Consider the following 11686-nt stretch of genomic DNA (forward strand, 5'->3'; position numbering starts at 1 on the left):
TCGGTGGATGACGGAAGTGACGATCGGTGTACTCGCCGACCCCGACCTGCCCACACGGCTCGCCCGCTCGCTGCGCGACGACCTCCCGGCGGAACTCGCCCGGGTCGTCGGCGAACAGGTCGAGTGGCGGGTGCTCGTCAACGACGATCCGTTCGAGGCGATGTATCCCGACAGCGTCCACCTGATCGACAAGGCCCGCGAATACGTCCGGGAAACCACCTGGGACCTGGCGTTGTGTGTTACCGACCTGCCGTTGCGTGACGGGCGGGCGGTGGTGGTCGCCGATATCGACCCGGCCCATCAGGTCGCCCTCATCTCGCTGCCCGCCCTCGGTGGGATGCGGCTGCGGCAGCGGTTGCGTGAGCTCGCGGTGCGGATCGTCGAAGTTCTGCGCTCGCGACGCTCAGGCGCGCTTACCCGACCGAACGCGCGTGGGCTGCGCGTGGTGGAGCGGGGCGGCGAATTGCGGTTGGTGCGGGCCGTGCGGTTCGGCTCGCTGTTCCTGCTGGCAGGGATGGTGCGCGCGAACCGGCCGTGGCAGCTGGTCGTCGGGTTGTCCTCGGCGCTGGCCGGTGCGATGGCCGGAACGGCGTTCGGGGTGCTGTACTCCTCGATCTGGTTGCTGGCAACGGCGATGGGGCCGCTGCGCTTGACGGGAATCACGGTGTCGGCGCTGGTTGCCTTGTCGGCGTGGATCATTGCCGGGCACGGGCTGTGGGAGCGACGGATGCACGGCCGGGACGATCGGTATCTGGCGTTGCGCAACGCGGGAACTGTGAGCACTGTCGCCGTCGGCACGATCGTGTTCTTCCTCGCGCTGTACTCGATCACCCTGGTGGCGGTGGCCGTCGTCATCCCGCCGGACTACCTGACCAGCACTCTCGGCCGTCCGTGTGGCCCCTCCGACTACCTGACGATCGCCCTGATGGCGACGGTTCTCGGCACGGTGGCAGGCGCGGTCGGCTCCGGCCTCGAAGACGATGTGACCGTACGCAAAGCCACCTATGGCTACCGCGAGCAAGAGCGTCGCCGGGTCGCCGAAGACCAGCGTCGAGCCCAGGAGCCATAGGGACCCAGCATGATCGGGGCCGTTTCGGATGACGGGGCGTCCTGGGCGGCTGACCGGGCTTCATCGGTGGGGGCACCGGATATCCTCGATACCGGTGGTGGTGAAGGGGCGCCCACCGGGACGGAGCGCTGGTCGATGGGCGTCAGGGCAGTGGCACGACGGCTGATCGTTGCCGTTGCGGCGGTGGTAGTCGTCGCGGCGTGTGCGAACGAGCAGGCGAGTGCGCCGACTTCACCGATCGCCTCCTCGAGCGCGCCGAGCCGGTCCGAGGGCGTACCCGATCTCGGAGTGCCCGAAGTGGTCGCGCAGGGGATCGAGGTGCCGTGGGGACTGGCCTTCCTCTCCGACGGGGCCGCGCTGGTGGCCGAACGGGACTCCGGGCGGATTCTGCGGGTGGTACCGGGTCGCACTCCTGAGCTGTTCTCCGAGGTGCCGGGGGTGGTGGCGCGCGGGGAAGGCGGCCTGCTCGGTCTCGCTGTGCGCGACGACTACGTGTACGCCTACTTCACCGCGGCCGACGACAATCGCATCGTCCGATTCCGGCCCGGTGGGCAGGTGGAGGTGGTGTTCAGCGGAATCGCCAAGGCGGGCAACCACAATGGCGGGCGCATCGCGTTCGGGCCCGACGGAATGCTGTATGTCGGCACCGGGGACGCCGGGCAGTCGTCGCTGTCGCAGGATCCCGGCAGTCCGAACGGCAAGATTCTGCGGCTGACAGCCGAGGGTGCGCCCGCGCCGGGAAACCCGACGCCCGGTTCACCGGTGCTGAGCATGGGGCACCGCAATGTGCAGGGGTTGGCCTGGGACCGGACCGGCACGCTGTACGCGGCGGAGTTCGGGCAGAACCGCCTCGACGAGATCAACCGCATCGAGCCCGGCCGCAATTACGGGTGGCCAGACGTCGAAGGCGGAGGCGGCGCCGACCGGGGCTTCACCGATCCGCTGCTCACCTGGTCGACCGACGAGGCCTCACCGTCGGGCATGGCCATCGCGGGCGACATCCTCTACGTTGCCGCTCTGCGCGGCGAAAGGCTCTGGACGGCAACTCTTTCCGGTGCGGCCCTGACCGCGCCCCGGGACTACCTGCGTGACGCCTACGGCCGCCTGCGCACAGTCGCTGTCGCCCCCGACGGCGCCCTTTGGCTCACCACCTCCAACACCGACGGCCGCGGCGACCTCCGTGACGGTGACGATCGGATCCTGCGCTTCCCGGCCCGCTGAGCGACCCATCGATATTTCGATGTCCGATATCGGCAAGCCTATTGGTCAACGGATGCGGCCCGGCCTACCTTCGGGTGGCGGAACTGTTCGACAGGCGGTCTCCCCACCCAGCCCGAAGGAGCTTCGATGGCTAAATTTCTGTTCGTGATGACCGGCGCGGATCACTGGACCCTGGCCGACGGCACCGAGCACCCCACCGGCTACTGGGCCGAGGAATTCGTGGCGCCCTACGAGGCCTTCACGGAGGCCGGCCACCAGATCGTGGTCGCCACCCCGGGTGGTGTCGTGCCGCCCGTCGACACGGGCAGCCTCGAAGCGGAGGTCAACGGCGGCGCCGCCGGTGCGCAACGCGTCAGGGAGGTAATCGAGGGCGCGAAGGAACTGCGCGACCCGGTGCGACTGGAAGATGTCGACCTGGCCGAATTCGATGCCGTCTACTATCCGGGCGGCCACGGCCCGATGGAAGACCTTGCGGTGAACAAGGATTCGGGCGCACTCCTCAACGCCGCCCTTGCCTCGGGCAAGCCGCTGGCGGTCGTCTGCCACGCACCCGCCGCGCTGCTGGCCACCACCGGTGACGCGGGCGTCTCGCCGTTCGCCGGGTACCGCCTCACCGGCTTCAGCAATGCCGAGGAGTCCCAGGCCGGCCTCGCCGACAAGGCGAAATGGTTGCTCGAGGACCGCCTCGTCGCGCTCGGTGCCGACTACACCTCGGGCGAACCGTGGGCGCCGCACGTCGTCACCGATCGCAACCTCTTCACCGGTCAGAACCCCGCCTCCTCGGCCCCGCTGGCCGCCGCGGTCCTCAAAGCTCTCGCCTGAACCCGGTGCGGCCGTGGACGACTCGTCCACGGCCGCGTTTCAGTCCGCGGCGGCGACGGTGACGTCCCAGCGGGCCCGCGACGACATCACCTCGGCGCGGTGCCGCACCGACCATTCGGCGACTACATCGAGGACCGTGAGCAAGCTGCGTCCGACCGGTGTCAGGGTGTACTCCACCTGCACCGGCACCGTCGGATAGATCCGGCGGGCCACCAGGCCGTCGCGTTCGAGACGGCGCAGGGTCACGGTGAGCATGCGCTGGGAGATGCCGGGCACGCTGCGGTGCAGTTGCAGAAAGCGCCGCGCCCCGCCGATCAGCTCGGTGATCACCAGTACCGACCACTTGTCGCCGATCCGGTTCAGCACGTCGCGCACCTCGCACGCCGCGTGGCGCAGATCCGGTGCACACCGGTCGACGACCAGCATCGTGCCCCCGCCGGTCCGATCGAAATCGTCGTGTCGAAGCATCCAATTTTCCTAACCTCGGGCTGTATCGCACCAGCTTGACGCCGCGAACAGCCCGGAACAACGACGATCTTCTCGCCGCAGCGGTAAGCCGGGCTTACCGATAGGAGGTGGTCTCGGCTGCTGTCGCAGCCTCGAGTACGAGTTCGGTGAACCGGTCCGGATGGATCAGGGGCAGATAGTGTCCTGCACCGCCGACTACGGTCAGGCGGCCGTCGCGGCACTGCCGCAGGAATCGGCGCTCCTGCACGCGGAAGTGATCGTGGCGGCCGTTGACCAGCGATATCGGCCCCGTATAGGAGCCGAGGGCGGCGAGCACGCCGAAGTCGCTGAGTTCGTCGACGACATCGGGGATGGCCTCGGTCGCTATACCCGCGGCTTCGACGGCGCGGGCGACGGCCGGTGGAAGAACGCGGTCGAACACGCGTGAGCTCGCCCGGTGGCCACCGTCGGGCTGCCGCGAAAGCACTCGATGCATCACGGTGAACGGTGTCATCAGAGTTCGCGTGGGCACGCACGTCGAACCCGCGACCACGAGCCCCGCCACCTTCGCCGGAGCCATTTCCGCAGTGGCGATGCCGACGTATCCACCCAGCGAATGTCCGACAACCAGGGCACGTCCGCCGACGGAATCTATTGCCTCGCAGACGGTGTCGGCAGATCCGGCGACGGTGAACCGTTCGCCGCGCCTGTGCCCGTGGCCGGGCAGGTCGACGGTGGTGACAGGCCGCACCCGGCCGACCCGGTCGGCGACCGACGTCCAGGCCGCCCCGCTCATCCGGATTCCATGGACGAAAACCACCGGTAGACGATCCGGCATAGCTACCCCTCCTCAAATATTGCAACGCAACGTTGCGTTGCAAACGTACCTCGACTGTAGGGGCAACGCAACGTTGCGTTGTATTGTTGGGTGGGTGACGACCTCGGGCCCCCGAAAAGCCGAAACCATCTACCACTGTGCTCTGGAGTTGCTGGCCCGAGACGGCTATGACGACCTGACGATGGAGGCGGTCGCCCGGCAGTCCGGCGTCAACAAGACAACGCTCTACCGCTGGTGGCCGTCGAAGGACGCGCTGCTCGCCGCGGCGCTGACTGTGGCCGCGCCCCTTCGCATTTCGATTCCCGACACCGGCAGCTTCGAGGGCGACCTCACCGCGCTCGGGCTCGAGATCGGCCGGCTGCTGACCGCCGAGGACACCTCGCCCATCGTCACAGCGGTCCTGTCCGCATCGGCCTCACGTCCCGAGCTCGCCTCGGTCGGTCATCGCTTCTTCGGTGATCGCCTCGAACGCGAGCAGGTGATTTTCGACCGCGCCGTCGCACGGGGTGAAATCCCGGCCGAACTGGATCCGGCGCTCGTCGTCGACCTGCTCGCGGGTTCGTTGTGGACGCATCTCGTGCTGCGCGGTGAAGGGTTCAGCGAGTCGTATGTGCGCACGGTGGTGGGTGTCATCATGCACGGAACACGCTCGCGTACAGCGTGATCGGCCTGCTTACCGGCCGGTGCGCAGCCGCACGTGTGCTGTATCGCCCTCGGCCAGCTCTTCGGCCCGCAGGACCGGCTTCTTCATGGGCAGGATGTACGTGCCGCGCTTCTTGTCCGGGAACACCGATGTCGACCAGGTGGTCGCGCCGACCGACACCGTAACCGGGACGGCGCCGAAACCGGGGCCGGTGCGGGGATGCCGGTCGGCGATATCGTCCGCGACCGGCTCGGGGACCGCGACGAAATGCCAGGTTGCGCCCGGTGCCTGCCAGACCTCGGCGGCGAATTCGTACTCCCACGGCTGCATGCGCGCAGGATAGCGCCGGGCGCCGACAGGTTCCGGTCGGCAACGGTGTTGTTGCGGGTTCGACTCGGTGTGGACCCCGGGGAGGGTCGTGGTGTGGGAGCCGGGCGGCGGCGAAGTACTGTCTCGGGCGTTCATCAGCCCAGCAGGAACGACAGAGGAGACGAATGTTCACCCGATATCGTCTGACCGGAGCCGTTGTTCTCGCCACCGCGTCGATCGGGCTCGTCCCGTTCGCCGCACCGGGCATCGCCGCGCCACCCGGTGCGAACCAGGCGGAGCCGATCATCACCTGCACCCAGAACGGCACCGTCACCTGGGCGGGCGACGGGCTCGGGGAAAAGCAGACCCGCGTCGAATGGTCGGCTACCACCGAGTTCACCGACTGCGCCGGGTCCGCCGTCGACGAGGGTGGGCCGTACCCGGTGAGCATGGAGGAGCAGGGCACCGAGGTGGCCTCCTGCGAGGGGAAGGTGACCGTCCACGAGGGCACGGGCACCATCACCTGGTCCGACGGCAGCACGAGCACCACCAGCAGCAAAGCCGCGGGCAACCAGGCCAAGTCCAAGGGCGGTGGCCCGGCCACCTTCCCGATCACCATCGACTCCGGCACGCTCGCCGGGCACTCCGCGACCGACGACAACACGGTGACCACCGAACAAACCTGTCCCGGGGTCACCGAGGCGGCGCTGACCGGCACGTTCACCGTGAGCTGAGACACGAGCGTCGCCGGGAATCCTCCGGCGGCGCTCGTCGGTCAGTTGGGTCCGGCGACGATGTCGGCCCACTCGCTCACCAGGTGCCATGCTGTTGCCACGTGTTCGAGGCGGGTCGCGCAGCCCCCGATCGCCACGCGGAGAGCGAACTGCCCGCGAACCATGGTGTGCGACAACAGGACCTGGCCCGTCGCGTTGACAGCGTCCAGCAGGGCCCGGTTGACGTCGTCGGCGGCGCGCAGGCGGAAACAGATCACCGACAGCGGATGCGGCGCCAGCACGTCGAACCGGTCGTCGGCCTCGACCCACGCCGCGAACCGCTGCGCCGCGGACACGCTGTAGCGAATATGCTCGCGCAAACCGGACGCGCCGTACCAGCGGATCACCGCCCACAACTTCAGTGCCCGGAACCGGCGGCCCACCGGCAGTTGCCAATCCCGGTAGTCCACCACCGCGCCGGATTCGGTCGCGCTGTTGCGCAGGTACTCCGGCAGTACCGACAGCACGTCCGTCAGCGCCGAGTGGTCGGCGAGGTAGCAGGCGTCGAATTCCAAGGCGGTGAGCAACCATTTGTGCGGATTGGTCGCGTAGGAATCGGCGAATTCCGCCACGCCGTCGTTGATCCAGCGCAGCTCCGGGCACATCGCGGCCACGCCCGCGTACGCCGCGTCCACATGCAACCAGGCGCCGAATTCGCGACAGACCGGGCCGATGCGGGGAACCGGGTCGACGGCGCCCGTGGAAGTGGTGCCGACCGTCGCCATCACCAGGACGGGTATCCGGCCGGCCGCGGCGTCGTGTGCCATCGCCGTACGCAGCGCCATCGGGTCCATCGACAGATCCGCGCGGGTGTCGACGAAGCGGATGGCACTGGAGCCGAGACCCGTTATCCGCGTGGCCTTTTCGAAACCGCAGTTCGCTTCGGTCGAGGTGTAGACGACGTAGCGGCCACGCTCGACACCCGCGCGGGCGACCGCTCCGCGCGACGCCCGCTGCAGGGCGGCCAGCAGGGCGACCAGCATCGCGGTGCTCGCACCGTCCTGCACCACACCGCCACCGCCGCCCGCGAAGGTGAAACGCTCGGGTAGCCCGATCAGGTCGGCCAGCCAGTCGAGAACGAGCTGTTCCAGCTCGGTACACGCCGGTGCGGTCTGCCAGAGCATGCCTTGCATACCGAGACCGGAGATCAGCAGCTCGGCCAGCGCCGACGGGCCCGACGCGCCGCTCGGGTAGTAGGCGAGGAAGCCGGGATGCTGCCACTGTGTCGAGCCCGGCACGACGATCCGATCCATGTCGGCGAGCAGTGCCTCGAACGGTTCGCCGATCTCGGGCGGCTCGGCAGGCAGTTGCGCGCGGACCTCACCGGGAACGACGTTCGACCGCACCGGCAGCGACTCCACCCGCTCCCAGTAGTCGGCCACCCAGTCCACCACGGCCCGGCCGTGGGCCCGGAATTGGGCAGCCGTCATATGCGGGGGAACGGGTGCGAGGACATGCTGGTGTGCTGGAGCAACGCGCGGGGTGGTCGCCACCGATCAGAGGGTAGAGGCCCGCCGCGCCGATCCGCCGCGCGGCGAGGCGTGTCGGCGCAGGTGACGCGGCGCTGAAACGGGTTCTCGTCCGGAAACGCAGGGATCCGGTCTCGTTCAACGGGTGAGTTGAGACACGAAAGTGGTTGTCGGGCAACAGGATTGCTACACTCCTGCCTGGTGGAGCGAGCGGCGGGGACCGCAGACCTCGACGCTCTCTCCACCTCCGATTGTGCTCCCCGGTCAGGGCCCTTTCGTATCGCTCCCGCCCTGTGCGCAGGTCGATGGAATGCCGGTGTTTCGGTGGTTGCCGTCTGGGCAAGCGCACACCATGGCAACTGACGAGCAAAATGGCGCCACCCCGTCACCGGCGAGTGCGGCCGCGGACTTGGTCACCGTCGACATGGTGCGGGACCTGCTCGGCGCCGACGACGCGCAAGCCTGCCTGGTTCTCGAAGGTGGACGGGTGCGGGTCGCCCCGGGATCGGAGGACCAGCAGAGCGGGATGGTCGTCGTCAGCCGGGCGGAGGTTCAGCGGCGGCTCGGCGCGCACCCGGACCCGACCGCACTGACCGAACAGGCGGCCCTGCTGGACAGCGAAGTCCGCCTGCTGGGCGCCTGATCGCTGTCGACGGACGCCGGGGATCTGGTCCTCGCCCGCGCGGCGCCGGTGCCCGGCGGATCGGTTCTCAGACCCGGTACATGTCGTCGATCTCATCGGCGAATCGCTCGGCGACAACGTGCCGCTTCACCTTGAGCGTGGCGGTGAGTTCGCCCGACTCCTCGGTCAGGTCGCGGTCGAGGACGACGAACTTCTTGATGGATTCGGCATGGGAGACGGTGCTGTTGGCGTCGTCGATCGCCTGCTGCACCTCGGCGAGCAGCGCCGGATCCGTCCGCAGATCGGCGACGGTCGCCTCGGCCGGCCGATCGGCCGCTTCCTTCCATCCGGTGAACGTCTCCGGGTCGATGGTGATGAGCGCGGTGATGAACGAGCGACCGTCGCCGACCACGACGGCCTGCGAGATCAACGCGTGCGAACGGATGCGGTCCTCCATCGGACCGGGGGAGACGTTCTTGCCGCCCGCCGTGACGAGGAGGTCCTTCTTACGCCCGGTGATCGAAAGGAACCCGTCGTCGTCGATGGCGCCGAGGTCGCCGGTGCGCAACCACCCGTCGGGCAGCGCGGCGGCGGTAGCTTCCTCGCCGCGCCAGTACCCGGCGAACACGACGCCACCGGACACCTCGATCTCCCCGTCCTCGGCGATACGAACGGCGTTGCCGCCCAACGGTTGTCCCACCGTGCCGATCTTCACCGCGCCCGGCACGTTCACACAGTGCGCGGCGGTGGATTCGGTGAGGCCGTAGCCCTCGTAGACCGGGACACCGACGCCCCGGAAGAAATGCCCGAGCCTGGGCGTCAACGCGCCGCCGCCGGAGATGACGAACTCGCAGTCACCACCGAGGGCGGCTCGCAGCGGGGTGTACACCAGCCGGTCGCACAGTGCGTACTCGGCACGCAGCAGCAGCGATGGTCTGCGCGCGAATCCGCCGGTGTGGTCGAGGTTTTCACTCCACCGCACCGCGGTCTGCTCGGCGAACCGGAACACGGCCGCCTTGACCTTGCCGCCGTCGCGGGCCTTCTTCTCCGCGCCGTCGCGCACCTTCTCGAAAACCCGAGGCACGCCGAGGATGGTGTGCGGGCGGAAGCGGGTGAACTGCCCGGTGATGGTCTTGAAGTCCGCCCAGTGCGCCTGGGTCATCCCGCCCTCGAACGCGGCCAGCGACACCGCCCTGGCCAGCACGTGCGCGAGCGGCAGGAAAGTGAGCATCCGCTGCCCCGGGCGGGCCACCTCGCCGATGCTCGCGGTCAGGATGCCGCGCACCTCCGACAGGAAGTTGCGATGGGTGAGCATGCAACCTTTGGGGCGACCGGTGGTGCCGGAGGTGTACACCAGCGAGGCGAGGCCGTCGGCGCGCAGCCCGTCGAGCCGTTCCCGCAGGCAGTCGTCGGAGCGGTCGGAGCCCTCGGCGATCAGCAGGGTTTCGGCGCCGTCGTCGATGACCAGGGACCGGCGCAGCGTTGCGGGTGCGTTCGCGAGCAGATCTTTGTGCCTGCCGGTCTCCACGATGGCGAGCGCCGCACCGGAATCCTCGAGGATCCACCGCACCTGCTCGGCCGAAGACGAGTCGTAGACGGGAACGGTCACCGCACCGGCGGCCCAGATCGCGAAATCGAACAGGGTCCACTCGAAGCGCGTCGCCGACGCGAGGACCACCCGGTCACCGGCCTGAATACCGTTGGCGATCAAGCCTTTCGCGACTGCGGACACCAGCCGCGCGAACTCGTCCGCGGTGACGTCGACCCAGTGATCCCCGACGGGACGGGAGAACAGCACCCGCTGAGGGAACTGGTCGGCCTGGGTGTAGACCGAGCCGACGATGGTCTCGTTCTCGGCGATGGTGAACGTGGCCGGCGTGGTGAACTCACGCATGCTCGCCTCCAAGGGGCTGGTCGGGTCGCTGGAATCGCCGCAAGGCGTGCGCGAAGTCGGTGATGTCGTCGGCGGTCCAGTCGCTCATCCGCTCCTCGAGCAGCATGAGGTCGTGTTCGATCGCGGCTCGATGTGCCCGGCGGCCCGACGCGGTGAGCGTCAACGGGTAGCCCGCACGGGAATTTCCCTCGCCCGCCGCCACCCAGCCCGCGTCGACGCAGGTCCGCAACTGTCGTGACACCGTCGAGCGGTGCACGCCGAACGCTTCGGCCAGCTCGGTGGCACGACAGCCCGGATTCCGTTCGATGTAGGACAACGCCGACCGCTGTGCGAACGACGGTATCCCCTCCGACGCGGGCCGCGCCGCGATGGCTTCGCGGACGATCTGCGTGAGCGCGTCGTGCACCGCGACGAGCTCGGGCGACCATCCACCCGACTGGTGTTGCATGACGCAACTATATCCCCGGCCGGTGGCTGCCTGTTCGCGGCCCCGATGTGCATTCCCGATCGATCCTGGGAACGCCGGCGCCGGTGGCCGGAGTACCGGATCATGACTCACGGTGGGCGGCGCGCCGGAGTAGCCGGAGTACTGCCCGTTCCACGATTGCTCGGCGCTCGCTGTCGGTGTCCGCGCGGGCGGCTCTGTCCAGCGCTCGGGAGATCGTGACTCCGTCGGCATACGATTCACCGACCCTCGGGTCGATATAGGAGGCGCGGGCCACGGCGGGCGTATTGCCCAGCGCCGCAGCGACTTCGGCTATCACGGCGCGTTCGGTCCGCTTGCGCGCACGCTCGGAGGTCGGGGGTTCGGCCTGTGCGAAACCCTCGGCGGCCAGCACTGTGGCCTGCCAGGTCCGTAGGTCCTTGACGGTGGAGTCCGTTTCGGTGAGTTCTTTGAAACGGGCGTTGATGTCGTCGGCATGCAGTTCTCGGTAGCCGTTCTGGTCGCGGTAGACCAGTAGCCGGGGCGAATCCGCGCGACTACGCCGCAGGGAAGCGACCGCGCGGGCCAGATCGGCGTCGTGAATCCGGACGCGACGACGCAAGCCGCCCTTGGCGACATAGTCGAACAGCATCTGCTCGCCCTCGACGCGCACCTGTTCGCGCAGCAGGGTGGCGACGCCACGGGTGCCGTTCTCCTCGGCGTACTCCTCGCCGCCGACCCGGAACACGCCGAGGTCGATCAACCCGATGGCCACGGCCTCCACCCGGTGCCGGTGCAGGCCGGAGCGGCGCACATCGGCGATCAGCCGGTCGCGCAGCGGAGGCAGACGACCGGCCAGATCGAGGACGCGATCGAACTTCTCCTCGTCGCGCTCCCGTCGCCACTGCTCGTGATACAGGTATTGGCGGCGGCCGGCGGCATCGACACCGACCGCCTGGATATGACCGTTGGCATGCGGGCAGATCCACACCTTGCGCCATGCGGGCGGAATCACCAGGCCGTTGATCCGCTCGAGCAGGTCTTCGTCCGAGACTTGTTCACCGTCGGTGGTCAGGTAGGAGAAACCACGACCCCGGGTGACTCGCCGGATCCCGGGGCCGTAGGGAGTGCTTCGCCGTAAGCGCACGAAACCTC

The 11686-nt window shown here is 68.7% G+C and carries 13 protein-coding genes; 6 read left to right on the top strand and 7 right to left on the bottom strand.

Annotated elements, in window-relative coordinates; all coding sequences use genetic code 11:
• Nucleotides 1–7: 7 nt before the first annotated feature.
• The 3 genes from HYG95_RS15620 (at nucleotide 8) to HYG95_RS15630 (ending at nucleotide 3112) form a co-directional block, all read left to right on the top strand.
• On the top strand, nucleotides 8–1069 hold the full coding sequence (locus HYG95_RS15620; protein WP_181698658.1) for a hypothetical protein: 1062 nt from the start codon (nucleotides 8–10) through the stop codon (nucleotides 1067–1069).
• A gap of 135 nt (nucleotides 1070–1204) precedes the next feature.
• Nucleotides 1205–2290 carry a sorbosone dehydrogenase family protein gene (locus HYG95_RS15625; protein ID WP_220139476.1) on the top strand — a complete coding sequence of 362 codons (1086 nt, stop codon included), beginning with the start codon at nucleotides 1205–1207 and terminating at the stop codon, nucleotides 2288–2290.
• A gap of 126 nt (nucleotides 2291–2416) precedes the next feature.
• A complete protein-coding gene (locus HYG95_RS15630) occupies nucleotides 2417–3112 on the top strand; it encodes a type 1 glutamine amidotransferase domain-containing protein (protein WP_181698660.1) in 696 nt (231 codons plus the stop codon).
• Between the two features lie 39 nt (nucleotides 3113–3151).
• Here HYG95_RS15630 and HYG95_RS15635 read toward each other — a convergent pair whose 3' ends face one another.
• Nucleotides 3152–3580, bottom strand: a complete 429-nt coding sequence (locus HYG95_RS15635) for a helix-turn-helix domain-containing protein (RefSeq protein ID WP_255495391.1) — start codon at nucleotides 3578–3580, stop codon at nucleotides 3152–3154.
• Between the two features lie 94 nt (nucleotides 3581–3674).
• Nucleotides 3675–4397, bottom strand: coding sequence for an alpha/beta fold hydrolase (locus tag HYG95_RS15640; protein WP_181698661.1), 723 nt, complete (start codon nucleotides 4395–4397; stop codon nucleotides 3675–3677).
• A 94-nt stretch (nucleotides 4398–4491) separates the two neighbouring features.
• On the opposite strand from HYG95_RS15640, the gene HYG95_RS15645 reads away from it, so the two are divergent.
• Nucleotides 4492–5061: a TetR/AcrR family transcriptional regulator gene (locus HYG95_RS15645; protein ID WP_220139477.1), complete on the top strand. Its 570-nt coding sequence runs from the start codon at nucleotides 4492–4494 to the stop codon at nucleotides 5059–5061.
• A gap of 9 nt (nucleotides 5062–5070) precedes the next feature.
• Here HYG95_RS15645 and HYG95_RS15650 read toward each other — a convergent pair whose 3' ends face one another.
• Nucleotides 5071–5370, bottom strand: a complete 300-nt coding sequence (locus tag HYG95_RS15650) for a DUF1905 domain-containing protein (protein ID WP_181698662.1) — start codon at nucleotides 5368–5370, stop codon at nucleotides 5071–5073.
• A gap of 164 nt (nucleotides 5371–5534) precedes the next feature.
• Here HYG95_RS15650 and HYG95_RS15655 point away from each other — a divergent pair, with 164 nt between their 5' ends.
• Entirely contained in the window at nucleotides 5535–6083 is a 549-nt protein-coding gene (locus HYG95_RS15655; RefSeq protein ID WP_181698663.1) for a hypothetical protein, read from the top strand.
• Between the two features lie 41 nt (nucleotides 6084–6124).
• Here the strand turns inward: HYG95_RS15655 and HYG95_RS15660 are convergent, their stop codons facing one another.
• Nucleotides 6125–7615, bottom strand: a complete 1491-nt coding sequence (locus tag HYG95_RS15660) for an aminotransferase class V-fold PLP-dependent enzyme (protein WP_220139478.1) — start codon at nucleotides 7613–7615, stop codon at nucleotides 6125–6127.
• A 328-nt stretch (nucleotides 7616–7943) separates the two neighbouring features.
• On the opposite strand from HYG95_RS15660, the gene HYG95_RS15665 reads away from it, so the two are divergent.
• Complete coding sequence (locus HYG95_RS15665; protein ID WP_181698664.1) at nucleotides 7944–8234, top strand: hypothetical protein; 291 nt, start codon at nucleotides 7944–7946, stop codon at nucleotides 8232–8234.
• Between the two features lie 67 nt (nucleotides 8235–8301).
• Here the strand turns inward: HYG95_RS15665 and HYG95_RS15670 are convergent, their stop codons facing one another.
• The 3 genes from HYG95_RS15670 to HYG95_RS15680 all read right to left on the bottom strand — a co-directional run bounded on the left by HYG95_RS15670 (nucleotide 8302) and on the right by HYG95_RS15680 (nucleotide 11678).
• Entirely contained in the window at nucleotides 8302–10107 is a 1806-nt protein-coding gene (locus HYG95_RS15670; protein WP_181698665.1) for a long-chain fatty acid--CoA ligase, read from the bottom strand.
• The gene (locus HYG95_RS15675) at nucleotides 10100–10555 is read right to left on the bottom strand and encodes a MarR family winged helix-turn-helix transcriptional regulator (protein ID WP_067494074.1); all 456 of its coding nucleotides are present in this window, start codon (nucleotides 10553–10555) and stop codon (nucleotides 10100–10102) included. Before HYG95_RS15675 ends, HYG95_RS15670 begins: the two co-directional genes overlap by 8 nt.
• Before the next feature lie 100 nt (nucleotides 10556–10655).
• Nucleotides 10656–11678 carry a DNA topoisomerase IB gene (locus tag HYG95_RS15680; protein WP_181698666.1) on the bottom strand — a complete coding sequence of 341 codons (1023 nt, stop codon included), beginning with the start codon at nucleotides 11676–11678 and terminating at the stop codon, nucleotides 10656–10658.
• Nucleotides 11679–11686 lie beyond the last annotated feature (8 nt).

The organism is Nocardia sp. GTS18, assembly GCF_013839555.1.
Classification (GTDB): Bacteria; Actinomycetota; Actinomycetes; order Mycobacteriales; family Mycobacteriaceae; genus Nocardia; species Nocardia rosealba.

What these genes read in the sequence shown, in the direction of transcription:
- HYG95_RS15675 (WP_067494074.1), bottom strand. Translation starts at nt 10,555, where the DNA reads ATGCAACACCAGTCGGGTGGATGGTCGCCCGAGCTCGTCGCGGTGCAC.
- HYG95_RS15630 (WP_181698660.1), top strand. Translation starts at nt 2,417, where the DNA reads ATGGCTAAATTTCTGTTCGTGATGACCGGCGCGGATCACTGGACCCTG.
- HYG95_RS15620 (WP_181698658.1), top strand. Translation starts at nt 8, where the DNA reads ATGACGGAAGTGACGATCGGTGTACTCGCCGACCCCGACCTGCCCACA.
- HYG95_RS15635 (WP_255495391.1), bottom strand. Translation starts at nt 3,580, where the DNA reads ATGCTTCGACACGACGATTTCGATCGGACCGGCGGGGGCACGATGCTG.
- HYG95_RS15625 (WP_220139476.1), top strand. Translation starts at nt 1,205, where the DNA reads ATGGGCGTCAGGGCAGTGGCACGACGGCTGATCGTTGCCGTTGCGGCG.
- HYG95_RS15640 (WP_181698661.1), bottom strand. Translation starts at nt 4,397, where the DNA reads ATGCCGGATCGTCTACCGGTGGTTTTCGTCCATGGAATCCGGATGAGC.
- HYG95_RS15665 (WP_181698664.1), top strand. Translation starts at nt 7,944, where the DNA reads ATGGCAACTGACGAGCAAAATGGCGCCACCCCGTCACCGGCGAGTGCG.
- HYG95_RS15650 (WP_181698662.1), bottom strand. Translation starts at nt 5,370, where the DNA reads ATGCAGCCGTGGGAGTACGAATTCGCCGCCGAGGTCTGGCAGGCACCG.
- HYG95_RS15670 (WP_181698665.1), bottom strand. Translation starts at nt 10,107, where the DNA reads ATGCGTGAGTTCACCACGCCGGCCACGTTCACCATCGCCGAGAACGAG.
- HYG95_RS15655 (WP_181698663.1), top strand. Translation starts at nt 5,535, where the DNA reads ATGTTCACCCGATATCGTCTGACCGGAGCCGTTGTTCTCGCCACCGCG.